The sequence below is a fragment of the Streptomyces scopuliridis genome, from assembly GCF_042790125.1.
Lineage (GTDB): Bacteria > Actinomycetota > Actinomycetes > Streptomycetales > Streptomycetaceae > Streptomyces > Streptomyces scopuliridis_A.
The window spans coordinates 1-14,935 of the sequence record NZ_JBHTZS010000035.1; the positions used below are offsets into that span (position 1 = coordinate 1).

The 14,935-nt window shown below is 69.0% G+C and carries 13 protein-coding genes and 2 tRNA genes; 5 read left to right on the forward strand and 10 right to left on the reverse strand.

Translation table 11 applies throughout. The annotated features are described in order from the left end of the window. Positions 1 to 148: 148 nt before the first annotated feature. The 5 genes from clpX to ACFRKB_RS33390 form a co-directional block, all read right to left on the reverse strand. The gene (clpX, locus tag ACFRKB_RS33370) at positions 149 to 1,441 is read right to left on the reverse strand and encodes an ATP-dependent Clp protease ATP-binding subunit ClpX (protein WP_249949362.1); all 1,293 of its coding nucleotides are present in this window, start codon (positions 1,439 to 1,441) and stop codon (positions 149 to 151) included. Positions 1,442 to 1,585: 144 nt separating this feature from the next. After that, complete coding sequence (locus ACFRKB_RS33375) at positions 1,586 to 2,260, reverse strand: ATP-dependent Clp protease proteolytic subunit (protein WP_030352382.1); 675 nt, start codon at positions 2,258 to 2,260, stop codon at positions 1,586 to 1,588. Between the two features lie 46 nt (positions 2,261 to 2,306). Beyond that, the gene (locus ACFRKB_RS33380; RefSeq protein WP_365972746.1) at positions 2,307 to 2,912 is read right to left on the reverse strand and encodes an ATP-dependent Clp protease proteolytic subunit; all 606 of its coding nucleotides are present in this window, start codon (positions 2,910 to 2,912) and stop codon (positions 2,307 to 2,309) included. 345 nt (positions 2,913 to 3,257) lie between these two features. Next, positions 3,258 to 4,661 (reverse strand): trigger factor, encoded by a 1,404-nt coding sequence (gene tig / locus ACFRKB_RS33385; protein ID WP_383110364.1) that lies wholly within the window; start codon positions 4,659 to 4,661, stop codon positions 3,258 to 3,260. 180 nt (positions 4,662 to 4,841) lie between these two features. Continuing rightward, positions 4,842 to 4,918: transfer RNA gene (locus tag ACFRKB_RS33390), tRNA-Pro, on the reverse strand. A gap of 151 nt (positions 4,919 to 5,069) precedes the next feature. Between ACFRKB_RS33390 and ACFRKB_RS33395 the strand changes: the two genes are divergently transcribed. Continuing rightward, a tRNA-Gly gene (locus ACFRKB_RS33395) sits at positions 5,070 to 5,140 on the forward strand. 120 nt (positions 5,141 to 5,260) lie between these two features. Here ACFRKB_RS33395 and ACFRKB_RS33400 read toward each other — a convergent pair. Continuing rightward, positions 5,261 to 5,455 carry a hypothetical protein gene (locus tag ACFRKB_RS33400; RefSeq protein WP_030352385.1) on the reverse strand — a complete coding sequence of 65 codons (195 nt, stop codon included), beginning with the start codon at positions 5,453 to 5,455 and terminating at the stop codon, positions 5,261 to 5,263. 456 nt (positions 5,456 to 5,911) lie between these two features. Between ACFRKB_RS33400 and ACFRKB_RS33405 the strand changes: the two genes are divergently transcribed. Further along, positions 5,912 to 7,090, forward strand: a complete 1,179-nt coding sequence (locus ACFRKB_RS33405) for an acyltransferase family protein (RefSeq protein ID WP_383110365.1) — start codon at positions 5,912 to 5,914, stop codon at positions 7,088 to 7,090. A gap of 165 nt (positions 7,091 to 7,255) precedes the next feature. After that, on the forward strand, positions 7,256 to 8,479 hold the full coding sequence (locus tag ACFRKB_RS33410; RefSeq protein ID WP_383110366.1) for a cation:proton antiporter: 1,224 nt from the start codon (positions 7,256 to 7,258) through the stop codon (positions 8,477 to 8,479). A gap of 107 nt (positions 8,480 to 8,586) precedes the next feature. On the opposite strand, the gene ACFRKB_RS33415 is transcribed toward ACFRKB_RS33410, so the two are convergent. After that, positions 8,587 to 9,732 carry a PP2C family protein-serine/threonine phosphatase gene (locus tag ACFRKB_RS33415; RefSeq protein ID WP_365972681.1) on the reverse strand — a complete coding sequence of 382 codons (1,146 nt, stop codon included), beginning with the start codon at positions 9,730 to 9,732 and terminating at the stop codon, positions 8,587 to 8,589. A gap of 106 nt (positions 9,733 to 9,838) precedes the next feature. Between ACFRKB_RS33415 and ACFRKB_RS33420 the strand changes: the two genes are divergently transcribed. Then, positions 9,839 to 11,074: a GNAT family N-acetyltransferase gene (locus ACFRKB_RS33420; protein ID WP_383110367.1), complete on the forward strand. Its 1,236-nt coding sequence runs from the start codon at positions 9,839 to 9,841 to the stop codon at positions 11,072 to 11,074. A gap of 8 nt (positions 11,075 to 11,082) precedes the next feature. Here the strand turns inward: ACFRKB_RS33420 and ACFRKB_RS33425 are convergent, their stop codons facing one another. Next, complete coding sequence (locus ACFRKB_RS33425; RefSeq protein ID WP_383110368.1) at positions 11,083 to 11,892, reverse strand: Fpg/Nei family DNA glycosylase; 810 nt, start codon at positions 11,890 to 11,892, stop codon at positions 11,083 to 11,085. Positions 11,893 to 11,989: 97 nt separating this feature from the next. Next, the gene (locus ACFRKB_RS33430) at positions 11,990 to 12,478 is read right to left on the reverse strand and encodes a ribose-5-phosphate isomerase (RefSeq protein WP_326612247.1); all 489 of its coding nucleotides are present in this window, start codon (positions 12,476 to 12,478) and stop codon (positions 11,990 to 11,992) included. Between the two features lie 188 nt (positions 12,479 to 12,666). On the opposite strand from ACFRKB_RS33430, the gene ACFRKB_RS33435 reads away from it, so the two are divergent. Beyond that, positions 12,667 to 14,112, forward strand: a complete 1,446-nt coding sequence (locus ACFRKB_RS33435) for an amino acid permease (RefSeq protein WP_383110369.1) — start codon at positions 12,667 to 12,669, stop codon at positions 14,110 to 14,112. A gap of 5 nt (positions 14,113 to 14,117) precedes the next feature. Here ACFRKB_RS33435 and ACFRKB_RS33440 read toward each other — a convergent pair whose 3' ends face one another. Beyond that, a complete protein-coding gene (locus tag ACFRKB_RS33440) occupies positions 14,118 to 14,702 on the reverse strand; it encodes a biotin transporter BioY (RefSeq protein WP_383110370.1) in 585 nt (194 codons plus the stop codon). Positions 14,703 to 14,935 lie beyond the last annotated feature (233 nt).

The window sequence follows — 14,935 nt, forward strand, 5'->3', positions numbered from 1 at the left end:
GCGACGGCCCCCATGGGGGGCCGCCTCTTCACAAGGTGCGGGGCACCGGCCACGGCCCGACACCCGCCGGGGGGGGGGGCCCCCCCCGGCCCCCCCGGCCGGGCGCCCCTCTGTGCCGGGTACGCGGATGTGTCGGGTACGCGCACCGCTACGCGGACTTCTCGTGGCGGCCGTCGCTCTTCACGATGCGCGGCTCGCGCGGGACCAGCGTCGGGTTCACGTTGTCGCGGACGACCTCCGCCGTGATGACGACCCGGGCGACGTCCTTGCGGGACGGCACCTCGTACATCACCGACTGGAGCACCTCTTCGAGGATGGCGCGCAGACCGCGCGCGCCCGTGCCGCGCAGGATCGCCTGGTCGGCGATGGCCTCCAGGGACGGGCGGTCGAAGTCCAGCTCCACACCGTCGAGTTCGAAGAGCCGCTGGTACTGCTTCACCAGCGCGTTGCGCGGCTCGACGAGGATCTGGAGAAGGGCCTCGCGGTCCAGGTTGTGGACGGAGGTGAGGACCGGCAGGCGGCCGATGAACTCGGGGATCATCCCGAACTTCACCAGGTCCTCCGGCATGACCTCCTGGAACTGGTCGCTCGCCTCGATCTCGCGCTTCGAACGGATCGTCGCGCCGAAGCCGATGCCCTTCGCTCCCGCGCGCGACTCGATGATCTTCTCCAGGCCGGCGAAGGCGCCGCCCACGATGAAGAGCACGTTCGTCGTGTCGATCTGGATGAACTCCTGGTGCGGGTGTTTCCGGCCGCCCTGCGGCGGTACGGAGGCGGTGGTGCCTTCCAGGATCTTGAGCAGGGCCTGCTGGACGCCCTCGCCGGAGACATCGCGGGTGATCGACGGGTTCTCGCTCTTGCGGGCGACCTTGTCGATCTCGTCGATGTAGATGATCCCGGTCTCGGCCTTCTTGACGTCGTAGTCCGCCGCCTGGATCAGCTTCAGCAGGATGTTCTCGACGTCCTCACCGACATAACCGGCCTCGGTGAGCGCGGTGGCGTCGGCGATCGCGAACGGTACGTTCAGCATGCGCGCCAGCGTCTGGGCGAGGAGGGTCTTGCCGGAGCCGGTCGGGCCCAGCAGGAGGATGTTGGACTTGGCGAGTTCGATCGCGTCCTCGCGTCCGGACACCCCGCCGTTCTCGCCGGCCTGAACGCGCTTGTAGTGGTTGTAGACCGCCACGGAGAGGGCCTTCTTCGCGGGCTCCTGCCCGACGACGTACCCCTCAAGGAACTCGTAGATCTCGCGCGGCTTGGGCAGTTCCTCCCACCGCACCTCGGAGGTCTCCGCGAGCTCCTCCTCGATGATCTCGTTGCAGAGGTCGATGCACTCGTCGCAGATGTACACACCGGGACCCGCGATGAGCTTCTTCACCTGCTTCTGGCTCTTCCCGCAGAACGAGCACTTGAGCAGATCGCCGCCATCACCGATGCGTGCCACGAGGTGCTTCCCCTTCGCCTGGGAGCAGCCTGGTTCAGCGGCTCCTGTGCCTCATATCCGACGGTACCTTGCCCGGGCCCCCGTTCGGGCCCCCCTTGGCGCGGTTCACGTGGTCGTGGCACCGCGCCAAGGGCGCCGGGTGTGTCAGGCGGCCGCAGCGGCCGTGGTCTTGCGGGTCGACACGATCTGGTCGACCAGGCCGTACGCGAGCGCGTCCTCGGCGGTGAGGATCTTGTCGCGCTCGATGTCGTCGCGGACCTTCTCGATCGGCGTCGTCGAGTGCTTCGCCAGCATCTCTTCGAGCTGGGCGCGCATCCGCAGGATCTCGTTGGCCGCGATCTCCAGGTCGGAGAGCTGCTCCCGGCCGGTCTGGCTGGACGGCTGGTGGATGAGCACGCGCGCGTTCGGCAGCGCCAGCCGCTTGCCGGCGGTGCCGGCGGCGAGCAGGACGGCGGCGGCGGAGGCGGCCTGTCCCATGCACACCGTCTGGATGTCCGGCTTCACGAACTGCATCGTGTCGTAGATGGCGGTGAGCGCCGTCATCGAGCCACCGGGGCTGTTGATGTAGATCGAGATGTCGCGGTCCGGGTCCATCGACTCCAGGCAGAGCAACTGCGCCATGACGTCGTTGGCGGAGGCGTCGTCGATCTGCACCCCGAGGAAGATCACGCGCTCCTCGAAGAGCTTCGCGTACGGGTCGTACTCACGCACGCCCTGCGAGGTGCGCTCCACGAAGCGCGGGACGACGTAACGGTTGTCCACCTGCGGGCCGGTGTAGAGGCCGCTCGCGGAGTAGTTGTTCATGTGGGTGTTCACCATCCTGTGGCGTTCGGTGGGCTGGGCCGGCTGGTCGGGGCTGGTGATCTCAGGCCCCGGTACCGCCGCCGCCCGGAACACCCGAAGCAGCGGAGATGATCTCGTCGATAATGCCGTAGGCCTTGGCCTCCTCGGCGGTGAACCAGCGGTCGCGGTCACCGTCGCGGATGATCGTCTCTTCCGTCTGGCCGGTGTGGCGCGCGGTGATCTCGGCCATGCGCTTCTTCGTACGGAGCAGCTGCTCGGCCTGGATCTTGATGTCGGAGGCGGTGCCGCCGAGGCCCGCGGAGCCCTGGTGCATGAGGATGTCGGTGTGCGGCAGCGCGAAGCGCTTGCCGGCGGTGCCGCCCGTCAGCAGGAACTGGCCCATCGAAGCGGCGAGGCCCATACCGATGGTGACCACGTCGTTCGGGATGTACTGCATGGTGTCGTAGACGGCCATACCGGCGGTCACCGAGCCACCGGGGCTGTTGATGTAGAGGTAGATGTCCTTCTCGGGTTCGGCCGCGAGGAGGAGGAGCTGCGCCGTGATCTTGTTGGCGATGTCATCGTCGACCTGCTGGCCGAGGAAGATGATCCGCTCTCCGAGCAGCCGGCTGTAGACCTGGTCGCCGAGGCCACCACCGAGGGACGGCTCACCGGCGGCGTAAGGCATCAGATTCGTCACGTATACACCTGCTCGTCTCTGACGGCTGCGGCCGTCTCAGCGTCTTCGTACCGGGGACGGGAGACTCCCCTGCCCTCGTATTCATGGACCCTAACGCGCTGGTCGGCGCGGGCCATCCCGCTTCCGTGGCTGTTCGCTGGGAGCGCAAGGCAGTTGGGGCTCCATACGGCCCTGAGCGGGCCTGCCGGCCTTCTCCCGGGCCCCGGTGCCACCCCTGGCGCCGTCGGGCGCGCTGCACGGCTCCGGGGGGGGTACGGCTCCTGGGGGCGGACAGGACGAGCCCCGGTCGCGTGGTGCGTCCGGGGCCCGTCCTGGCGTTCAGAGCGAGACGGCTCAGGCCTCGTTCTTGTCGGCCTTCTCCTCGGCCTTGGCGTCGGCCTCGACGGCCTCGGTGGAGTCGGCGGCCTCGGTGGCCTCGGCCTCGTCCTCGTCGTTCAGGTTGACGATCTCACCGTTCGTGTCGGTCACCTTGGCGGCCTCGACGACCACCGCGAGCGCCTTGCCGCGGGCGACCTCGCCGACCAGCATCGGCACCTGGCCACCCTCGACGACGGCCTGGGCGAACTGGTCGGGGGACATGCCGGAGGACTGGGCGCGCCGCATGAGGTGCTCGGTGAGCTCCTCCTGGTTGACGTTCAGCTTCTCCTTGTTCACCAGCTCATCCAGGATGAACTGGGTCTTGATGCCCTTCTCCGCCTGCTCCTTGGTCTCGGCGTCGAACTCTTCCTCGGTCTTGCCCTGGATCTCCAGGTACTTCGCGAGGTCGAGGCCCATCTGACCGAGCTGGTGGTGCTCCAGGTTGTGCTTGCGGGTGTTGATCTCCTCCGCGAGCAGCTTCTCCGGGATCGGCACCTCGGCCAGCTTCAGCAGCTCGTCGAGGACGCGCTCCTGCGCCTGGGTGGCCTGGTCGTACTGCTTGCTGCTCTCCAGGCGCTTGCGGCTGTCCGCCTTCAGCTCGTCGAGCGTGTCGAACTCGCTCGCCATCTGCGCGAACTCGTCGTCCAGCTCGGGCAGCTCGCGGGCGGCGACCTGGCTGACCTTGACGGTGACCTCAGCGGCCTTGCCCTCGGCGGCGCCGCCCTTCAGCTCGGAGGTGAAGGTGGCCTCGCCGCCGGCCTCCAGGCCGGTGACGGCCTCGTCGATGCCGTCGAGCAGCTCGCCGGAGCCGATGGTGTACTGCACGCCGGTGGCGACACCGTCGGGCAGGACCTCGCCGTCGACCTTGGCCTCCAGGTCGATCGTCACGACATCGCCCTCGGCGGCGGCGCGCTCGACCGGGTTGGTGGACGCGAAGCGGTCGCGCAGCTGCTCGACCGACTTGTCGACCTCTTCGTCGCTGACTTCGATGGAGTCGACGGTGACCTCGATGCCGGAGTAGTCCGGGATCTCGATGACCGGGCGGACGTCCACCTCGGCGGTGAAGGCCAGCAGCTCGCCGTCCTTGAGCTCGGTGATGTCGACCTCGGGCTGGCCGAGGACATTGAGCTCACCCTCGTTGACAGCGTCGGTGTAGAACTTCGGGAGGGCGTCGTTGACGGCCTCCTCCAGCACAGCACCACGCCCGAACCGCTGGTCGATGACGCGGGCCGGGATCTTGCCCTTGCGGAAGCCCTTCACCGTGACCTGCTGGTTGATCTTCTTGTACGCCGCGTCGAGGCTGTCCTTGAGCTCCTCGAAGGGCACCTCGACAGTGAGCCGAACCCGGGTCGGGTTCAGGGTCTCCACGGCGCTCTTCACGGTTCGGTCTCCTTGGTGGCTGAATTCTTGGGTTCTGCCGGTCCGCCGCGGTGCGGCGCGATCCAGCGGATCGGCCCGGTTCCTCAGAGACTCTTCAGACACACGGGCACTCAGCTTGCATAGTAACCGCAAGCGGGAAGCGCCCCACAATGTGATCTTGCGGATGCGATCTTGAAAAGATGGTCGGGGTGGCCGGATTCGAACCGACGACCTTCCGCTCCCAAAGCGGACGCGCTACCAAGCTGCGCCACACCCCGCCGGTGCGACACGTAGGGTACATGCCCGCGAGGATGCGGCCGACCGCTTTGACCGGTGCTTTGACCGCCGCTTTACCGGTGTGCGGCGAGCGCCCGGGACCCGCTACGATGTGGTCCGTGCCGAGGCCGCATGACCTGCGGCACGACGCGTGCGGGCGTAGCTCAATGGTAGAGCCCTAGTCTTCCAAACTAGCTACGCGGGTTCGATTCCCGTCGCCCGCTCTTGGCAGGAACACCCGGTGGAACATACGGGTGGGAGCCGGTTTCCGTACGACACGGAGACCGGCTCTCCTCGTTTCCGGCGCTCGTTTCGTTTCCGCCGCTCGTTCGCGCCGCCGGGGCTCAGAAGCGGATCTGGTTGATCGTGTCGGCCAGGGAGTTGAGGAACCTGTTCACCGACGGAGCGATGTTGGTGGAGGCGAGGAAGAAGCCGAACAGGATCGCGACTATCGCGGGGCCGGCCTTGATCGAGCCACCACGTATGAGCACCACGAGGATGACCGCCAACAGAACCACCACAGACAGCGAAATGGCCACACTGATCACACCCTCGGTCGGTCGCCTGGCCCAGCCCGGGGGAGCGCGCACGCCACACCCCCCGCTCCGACCATCGTGCCATCAACCTCCGCGCGGATGTTGGCCGGTGACGAATCAATGTGATCGCGATCGCGCCAACCGCGCCCCCCGCGCGCCGGGTTCCGCGCGACCGCGGCGCGCGCGGGCCGCCCGCGCGTGAAGAGGCCGGGACGCGCATTCGAATTGATCGTTTCCCTATGCACACAGCTCATTCACGAGCCATTTCCCCGGCGTCGAACGACCGGCCGACGGACACATTGAGCCGGGCCGCAGCCACACGGTCAAACCCAACGATATGCCCCCTTTAACACTGATTAACCAGGGCATATCGCCCGGTTGTCGGCGGTTTCAGATTCGAATGGGTTACCTGTCGAGGAGGTTTTACGAATTGGTTTGAGCGCGGCTAGGGTGCCTCGAATGTTCTCGGCGCCACACCCCTATGAGACGTCCCCTCTCCCCCGCTCCTCCCCGGCCGCGGAGGTGGATCCCGCCGCCGGAACCGGACCGTCGCCGGTGGCCGACACGCCGGTGCCGACCGGGCAGCGGCCCGCCGCTCCGGCCATGGATCCGCACGCGACGTCCACCAGGCGGGACCCGTTCTTCGACAACGCCAAGTATCTGGCGATCGTTCTGGTGGCGGTGGCGCACTTCTGGGAACCCGTCATGGACGGCAGCCGGACGACACGCGCGCTCTATCTGGTCGTCTACGCCTTCCACATGCCCGCGTTCATCCTCATCTCCGGCTACTTCTCCCGGAGTTTCGCCGCCCGCCCGCACCAGATCAGGCGGCTGGTGACCGGGGTCGCCGTGCCGTACGTGGTCTTCGAGGTGGCGTACTCGCTCTTCAAGCGGTACGCGGACGACAGCCCGGACCAGCCCATCAGCCTGCTCGACCCCTGGTATCTCACCTGGTTCCTGGCCGCGTTGTTCGTCTGGCGGCTGACCACGCCGCTCTGGCTCACGCTGCGCCACCCGCTGACGGTGGCGCTCGCCGTCGCCTCGCTGGCGTCGCTCACACCGGGCATCGGCGAGGACCTGAACCTCCAGCGCGTGCTCCAGTTCGCGCCGTACTTCGTCCTGGGGCTGCTGCTCAAGCCCGAACACTTCCAGCTGGTGCGGCGGCGCGAGATCCGGATACTCGCGGTGCCGCTGTTCGCGGGCGCGCTGGCCTTCGCGTACTGGGCGGCCACCCGGATGAAGGCCGGCTGGCTCTACCACAGCTCCAGCGCCCAGCAGTTGGACGCCCCCTGGTGGGCCGGGCCCGTGATGACGTTCGCGCTCTTCGGCTGCTCACTGCTGCTCACGGCCGGGTTCCTGGCGTGGGTGCCCCGCCGCAGGACCTGGTTCACGGCGCTGGGCGCGGGCACGATCTGCGGCTATCTGCTGCACGGGTTCCTGATCAAGGGCGCGGTGTACGGCGGCCTCTTCGACGCGTACCCCTGGCTGTCCGGTCCCGCCGGGAAGATGGTCGTGACCGTCGTCGCCGCCGCCGCGGTGACGCTGCTGTGCACGCCCCCGGTACGGCGGCTGCTGCGCCGCGTCACCGAGCCCGAGATGCGGTGGGCGTTCAAGCGGGAGACTCGTACTTCCCGGTAGGCCACGCGCGGCCATCCGTTCCGTTCCGCCCGGTCCGTCCGGTCCGTTCCCGCGTCCACAGTTGCTCAGTAAACCGTTTGGTAAACTAATTACTGACGATTCCTTGACGCATCTTTGACTTGACGGAGGAACGATCCCATCGGACACGCAGAGACCCTCATAGCCATGGGCGGCGCCTTCCTCGCCGCCGCCGTACTCGCCCGTCTGGGCAGCCGTATCGAGCTCCCCACTATTCCCCTCTTCATCCTCGCCGGGATCCTGCTCGGCCCGCACACCCCCGGCATCGTGCTGGTCAAGGACCCGCACGAGCTGGAGATGCTCTCCGCCCTCGGGCTGGTCCTGCTGCTCTTCTACCTGGGCCTGGAATTCCATCTGGACGACCTCAAGGCGGGCGGCCGGAAGATGGCCCTCGCCGGCGGCGCGTATCTCGCGCTGAACGTGGGCGCCGGCCTCGGCTTCGGCTTCGCGCTGGGCTGGGGTACGTCGGAGGCGCTGGTGCTCGCCGGTGTGCTCGGTATCTCCTCGTCCGCGATCGTCACCAAGGTCCTGGTCGACATGGGGCGGATCGGCAATCCGGAGACCAAACCGATCCTCGGCATCATCGTGGTCGAGGACATCTTCCTCGCCCTGTATCTCGCCGCGCTCCAGCCCATCCTGTCGGGTGCGGACAGCGCCTCGGCCGCCGTCATGGACGGCGGGAAGGCGTTCGGCTTCCTGCTGCTGCTGGCGCTCGCCGCCCGGTTCGGCACGAAGGTCGTCGGACGGCTCATGAACACCAAGGACGACGAGCTGCTCGTCATCTCCTTCCTCGGCGCGGCGGTCCTCGTGGCCGGTGTCTCCGAGTGGTTCGGGGTCGCGGACGCCATCGGCGCGTTCATGGTCGGTCTGATGCTCGGCGGCACCACCTCGGGCCCCCGGATCCGCAAGCTCGTCCACCCGCTGCGGGACGCGTTCGGCGCGATCTTCTTCTTCGCCTTCGGGCTGTCGATCAACCCGGGCGATCTGCCGACGGTGCTGTGGCCCGTAGTCATCGCGGCGGCCGTGACCCTGGTGATGAACGTCGCCGCGGGGCTGACCGCGGCCAGGATCTTCGGCTTCGGCGCCCAGCCGGCGGCGAACATCTCGACGACCCTGCTGGCCCGGGGCGAGTTCGCGCTGATCCTCGCCACGATGGCGGCGGGCGCGGGCCTCGACAGCCGGCTCGCTCCGTTCATCGCGGGATACGTCCTGGTCCTCGCTGTCCTCGGCCCGCTGGCGGCGGGCAGGTCGCACTGGCTGGCCCGGATACTGCCGGGTGGCGGGAAGGGCGGCGACGGCCCGGGGCCCGGGGGCGACGCGCCCTCGTACGCCAAGGATTCGGGCATCAGGGGGGCACCGGTGACGAGCTGACGCCCATGCTTTTACCACCACCCGCGACGGCCCGCACCACCCACCGCACTCCCCTCCGCCCCTGACGGCGGAGGGGAGTTCTGTGTGCGGATCCGTACCGGGGGCGGTTATGCCTCGCGGCAGATCAGGAGCAGCGCGCGGTCGTCGTTCACATCCTTCGCGACCGCCTCGATCAGATGCCAGGCCGCGCCCTCGAAGCCCGGCACGACATAACGGTCGGCCTCGCCCGTCAGGCGGTCGATGCCCTCGCCCAGATCACGGCCGGGGGCCTCGACCAGCCCGTCCGTGAAGAGCATCAGCACGTCGCCGGGGCGCAGGGAGCCCTTGACCGGGTCGAACTGCGCCCCGTCGTACACCCCGAGCAGCGGGCCCTCGCCCGACTTCTCCTCCCAGCGGCCACTGCCCGCGTGCAGCTGGAGGGCGGGCAGATGGCCCGCCGACAGCAGTTCGAAGTCGCCCGAGTCCAGATCGAGGACGAGATGGATGGAGGTGGCGAAGCCCTCGTCCCAGTCCTGCCGGAGCAGATAGCCGTTGGCCGCCGGAAGGAAACTGTGCGGCGGGAGCGAGCCGAGGAGTCCGCCGAAGGCGCCCGAGAGCAGCAGGGCGCGGGAGCCCGCGTCCATGCCCTTGCCCGAGACATCGGTCAGGACGACTTCGAGCGTCCGGCCGCTGTTCGTACGGGCGGCCACCACGAAGTCGCCGGAGAAGGACTGGCCGCCGGCCGGGCGCAGCGCCATCTCGTGGTGCCAGCCCTTGGGGAGCCGGGGCAGGGCGCTCTGCACCCTGATCCGTTCGCGCAGGTCGAAGAGCATCGTCCCGCCGCGCCGCCAGGGCACCCCGACCCGCGCCCGGAACTGGGCGATCAGCAGTCCGAAGAGCCCGCAGGCGGCCACCACGAGCACCGTGCCCGGGGTGACCCGCGCCGGGCCGTCCGGATACGGGCCGAGCACCATCGACTCGACGATCAGCGCGGCGGCGGCCGCCGCGTACAGACTGAGCAGGCTCGCGGGCCGCAGCAGCAGCCCGCCGGCCACGATCGGGAGGACGAGCGCGGAGGGCGCGCACCAGACGGGGACGGCGATGGTGGTGAGCGTGATGGCCGGGATGGTGAGCAGCAGACCGACGAGCGCGATCCAGTCGGAGCCGTCGCCGCGGAAATAGTCGACCCCGGATTTGCGCACGCCGTTGCGGACCCGGTGCAGCTTCCTGCGCATCCGGGCCGAGTACGACTCCGCTCCCGCGACACCGGCCATTGTTGTGGACCCTATCGATCCGTCCGCCCGGCGTGCAGGGGGACCCCTGTGACATTGCGTTCGAAATCGGGTCGCCTCGTTGTCGTACCCCTGGTACTCATGGCATATGACTATCGAGCTACGGGTACTGGAACCGGCCGAATGGGACACCTGGTACGGGGCGTTGGAGCTCGCCTTCGGCGGTGTCCCGGAGACTATCGGGGAGACCCGGCTGATGCGGGATCTCACCGAGTTCGACCGCTCACTCGGGGTCTGGGACGGCGACGAGCCCGTGGGCACGGCGGGGGCCTTCAGCTTCCGGCTCTCGGTGCCCGGCGGCGCTCAGGTCCCCACGGCCGGCGTGACGATGGTGAGCGTGGCGGCGACGCACCGCCGGCGCGGGGTGCTGACGTCGATGATGCGGCGCCAGCTCGATGACGTCAGGTCGTGGGGCGAACCGCTCGCCGTGTTGACGGCCTCCGAGCCGGTGATCTACGGACGGTACGGATACGGCGTCGCGACCGAGCAGCTCTCGGCGGAGATCGACACCTCCCGGGTACGGATCTCGGTTCCCGGCGGAGCGGACGAGATACGCCTTCGCCGGGTGAAACCGGACGACCCGGCCGTACGTGACGCGTGCGAGGCGGTGTACGCCGCGGAGGTCGCGGCACGGCCGGGGATGCTCGCGCGCCGGCCGGGCTGGGAGCGGCATCCGGTCGTCGACGCCGGGAAGGCGAGGGACGGCAAGTCGGCGCTCCAGTGCGTGCTGGCGGAGCGGGACGGCGAGGTGGTGGGGTTCACGCTCTTCCACAACAAGCCGGAGTGGGACGAGTCGGGCCCCAAGGGCACGATCGAGCTGCGGGATCTGTACGCCCTGGATCCGGTGGCGTACGCGTCGCTCTGGGACTTCCTCTTCTCGATCGATCTGACGTCGACGGTCCGGGCGGGCAACCGGCCGGCGGACGACCCGTTCCAGTATCTGGTCTCCGATGTCCGGCGGTGCCGGCGGCAGTTGCGGGACTCGCTGTATCTGCGGCCGGTGGAGGTCGGCGCCGCGCTGGAGGCCCGTACGTACCGGGCGCCGGTGGATGTGGTGTTCGAGGTGACGGACGCGTTCTGCCCCTGGAACGAGGGGCGTTGGCGGCTGTCGGGCGACGCGAAGGGCGCGTCCTGCGAGCGCACCGCCGACCAGGCCGATCTCGCCCTGTCCGTCAACGAGTTGGGCGCGGCGTATCTGGGCGGTGTCTCCCTGGCGGCGCTGGCGCGCGCCGGGCGGGTACGGGAGATACGTTCCGGAGCGCTGGCCGAGGCGTCCACCGCGTTCTCGTCGGAGATCGCGCCCTGGCTCCCCCACGGGTTCTGAGCCGGGGCTCAGCGCTGCTGGCAGCCCGGACACCAGAACAGATTGCGGGCGGCGAGGGTCGCGGTGCGGATCTCGCCGCCGCAGAGCAGACAGGGCATCCGCGCCCTGCGGTAGACGTACACCTCGCCGCCGTGATCGTCGACGCGCGGCGGGCGGCCCATCGCCTCGGGGGTGTGCTCGGGACGGACGGTGTCGATCCGGTTGTTCCGTACCCCCTCCCGCATCAGCGCCACCAGATCCGCCCAGATCGCGTCCCACTCGCGGCGGGTGAGGTCCTTGCCCGCGCGGTACGGGTCGATGCCGTGCCGGAAGAGGACCTCGGCGCGGTAGACATTGCCGACGCCCGCGATCACCTTCTGGTCCATCAGCAGGGCGGCGACGGTCGTACGGGACCGGGAGATCCGGGCCCACGCCTTCTCGCCGTCGTCCGTGCGGCGCAGCGGGTCCGGGCCGAGGCGGTCGTGTATCGCCTGCTTCTCGGGGGCGGTGATCAGGGCGCAGGTGGTGGGGCCGCGCAGATCCATGTACGCCGTGTCGGAGGCGAGCCGCAGTCTGACCGTGTCCGTGGGCGGCGGGGCGGGCGCGTCGCCGAAGCCGACCTTGCCGAACAGGCCGAGGTGGATATGGACCCAGTCCTGGTCGCCGAAGCCGAGGAAGAGATGTTTGCCGTGAGCGTCGACGGCGTCGAGGACCCGGCCGTCGAGGAGCTCCGCGCTGTCGGAGAACTTGCCCTGCGGGCTGCTGACCCGGGCCGGCCGGCCGCCGAAACGGTCGAGATGGTCCTCGGCGAGCCGGTGGATCGTATGCCCCTCGGGCACGGGGTCTCCTCTGTGACAGGTCCTCGGTGCGCGGACGGGCCGCGGCATGGCTGTGCCGCCGGGGGCGGGCCCGGCGGCACCTGGTGAATCGGGGCCCTCAGTCCTGCTGGGGGTGGTGGGCGGGGACGGGCGGCAGCTCGTGGGTCGACTCGTAGTCGGTGAGCATCTTGATACGGCGCGCGTGACGCTCCAGGCCCGAGTACGGCGTGGCCAGGAAGATCTCGACGAACTTCGTCGCCTCGTCCTGCGTGTGCATCCGGCCGCCGACGGAGATGACGTTGGCGTCGTTGTGCTCGCGTCCGAGAGCCGCGGTCTGCTCGCTCCAGGCGAGGACGGCGCGGACGCCCTTGACCTTGTTCGCGGCGATCTGCTCGCCGTTGCCGGAGCCGCCGATCACGACACCGAGGCTGTCCGGGTCCGCCGCCGTGCGCTCCGCGGCGCGCAGGCAGAACGGCGGATAGTCGTCCTCGGCGTCATAGATGTGGGGTCCGCAGTCGACGGGGTCGTGGCCGTGGGCGGTGAGCCACTCGACGAGGTGGTTCTTGAGTTCGTAGCCGGCATGGTCGGAACCGAGATACACGCGCATGGACCGAAGTGTGGCACGCGGGGTGTGGCTCGCGCTCCGCTGGGTAGCGGTCAGCGGGGTCAACCCTCCGGTAACCCCACGTACGGCCCCGGGTAACGAAACGGAATCATTGCTTCCGTTTCTGGGGGCCGAACGTTTGAATGCCGGAACTCATCAAGTGAGTGGACCGTAGACGTAAGGATTGCCGCATGACCTCCCTGCCGTCCCCCACGAAGGAAGGCGGAACACCCAGCGAGCCTGGGATTCCGCAGTCCTCCGACGGCCTGCAAGCCGGACTCAAGAACCGTCATCTGTCCATGATCGCGATCGGCGGAGTGATCGGCGCCGGGCTGTTCGTCGGCTCCGCTTCCGGTATCGCCGCCGCCGGTCCCGGCATCCTGCTGTCGTACGCGCTGGTCGGCCTGATGGTCGTACTCGTCATGCGCATGCTCGGCGAGATGGCTGCGGCGCGGCCCAGCTCCGGCTCCTTCTCCGCCTACGCGGACCAGGCGCTCGGCCGCTGGGCCGGGTTCTCCATCGGCTGGCTCTACTGGTTCTTCTGGGTGGTGGTGCTGGCGGTCGAGGCGACCGCGGGCGCCCAGATCCTGGAGGGCTGGATACCGGCCGTGCCGCAGTGGGCCTGGGCGCTGATCGTGATGGTCGTACTGACCGCCACGAACCTCGCGTCGGTGGCCTCGTACGGCGAGTTCGAGTTCTGGTTCGCCGGCATCAAGGTCGTGGCGATCGCGGGGTTCGTCGTCATCGGTCTGCTCGCCGTCTTCGGGCTGCTGCCCGGGTCCGACAATCCGGGCGCCGGTCTCGCGCATCTCACGGACACCGGCGGGTTCCTGCCCAAGGGGCCCGGCGCGATCCTGACCGGCGTGCTGATGGTCGTCTTCTCCTTCATGGGCAGCGAGATCGTCACGCTCGCCGCCGGGGAGTCCTCGAACCCGCAGCGGGCCGTCGCCAAGGCGACCAACAGCGTGATCTGGCGGATCGCCGTCTTCTATCTGGGCTCCATCTTCGTCGTGCTGACGCTGCTGCCCTGGAACGATCCGTCGATCCTCAAGGAAGGCTCGTACGTCGCGGCGCTGAACTCGATCGGGATCCCGCACGCCGGGCAGGTGATGGACTTCATCGTGCTGACGGCCGTGCTGTCCTGTCTGAACTCCGGTCTCTACACGGCGTCCCGGATGGCCTTCTCACTCGGCCTGCGCGGGGACGCGCCCAAGGCGTTCGCCCGGACGAACGCGCGCGGTGTCCCCACGGCCGCGATCCTGTCGTCCGTCCTCTTCGGGTTCGTCGCCGTCTTCTTCAACTACCAGTGGCCCGACACGGTCTTCGCGTTCCTGCTCAACTCGTCGGGCGCGGTGGCGCTGTTCGTCTGGCTGGTGATCTGCTTCACGCAGCTGAGGATGCGCGGGATCATCCTGCGCGAGGCGCCGGAGAAGCTGGTCGTACGGATGTGGCTCTTCCCGTATCTGACCTGGGCGACGATCGCGATGATCTCGTTCGTGCTGGTCTACATGCTGACCGACGACACCGCGCGCGAGCAGGTGCTGCTGTCGCTGCTGGTGGCGGCGCTCGTGGTGGCGATCTCGCTGGTGAAGGAGGCGCGCGGGCGGCGGGAGAAGGCGGCGGCTGCCGACAGCTGAGACCTTCAGCCGCGGCGGCCGATGAGCTTCCACGCGGCGGGCAGGGCGCCCATCGCCAGGGCGGCCTTGAGCGCGTCCCCGAGCAGGAAGGGCACGAGACCGGCGCTGACGGCGGCACTCAGTGACATCCCGGTGTACAGCGCGAGGTAGGGCACGCCCACCGCGTAGATGATCACCGAGCCGAGCACCATCGTGCCCGCCGTACGCGGTACGGAGCGGTCGCCGCCACGGCGGGCCAGCGCGCCCACCACCGTGGCGGCGAGCAGCATGCCGAGGACATAGCCGAACGAGGCGAAGCTCAGACCCGAGCGGCCCTCCGCGAACCACGGCATCCCGGCCATGCCGACCACGGCGTAGAGCGCGAGGGAGAGGAAACCGCGGCGGGCGCCCAGGGCGGTGCCGACGAGCAGCGCGGCGAAGGTCTGGCCGGTGACCGGGACGGGCGAGCCGGGGACGGGGACGGCTATCTGTGCCGCCACTCCGGTGAGCACAGCTCCCCCGACGACCAGGGCGATGTCCCGGGTGCGGGTGGCGGGGAGCAGATCGGCGAGGACCGCTCCGGGACGGGGGGCTACGGCAGCAGTGCTCATGGGGTCTCCGCGGTCGTGGTAGGTCGGGGTTCCGACGTCGGGTTGCTCGGGTTACTCGGGTTACGGGCTTCGGGCGAGGCATCGAACAGCCCGACGGTAGCCGACGGCCTCGCGCCGCATCACCGTCAGTCGCCCACAAAGGGGAGGTCAGCGCGTTGTCGGAGATGGCACAAAGTGCCGCTCGCCATCGCCTGACCGACAGGTGACCCTGTTGCTGTTAGCGTGCACTTGCA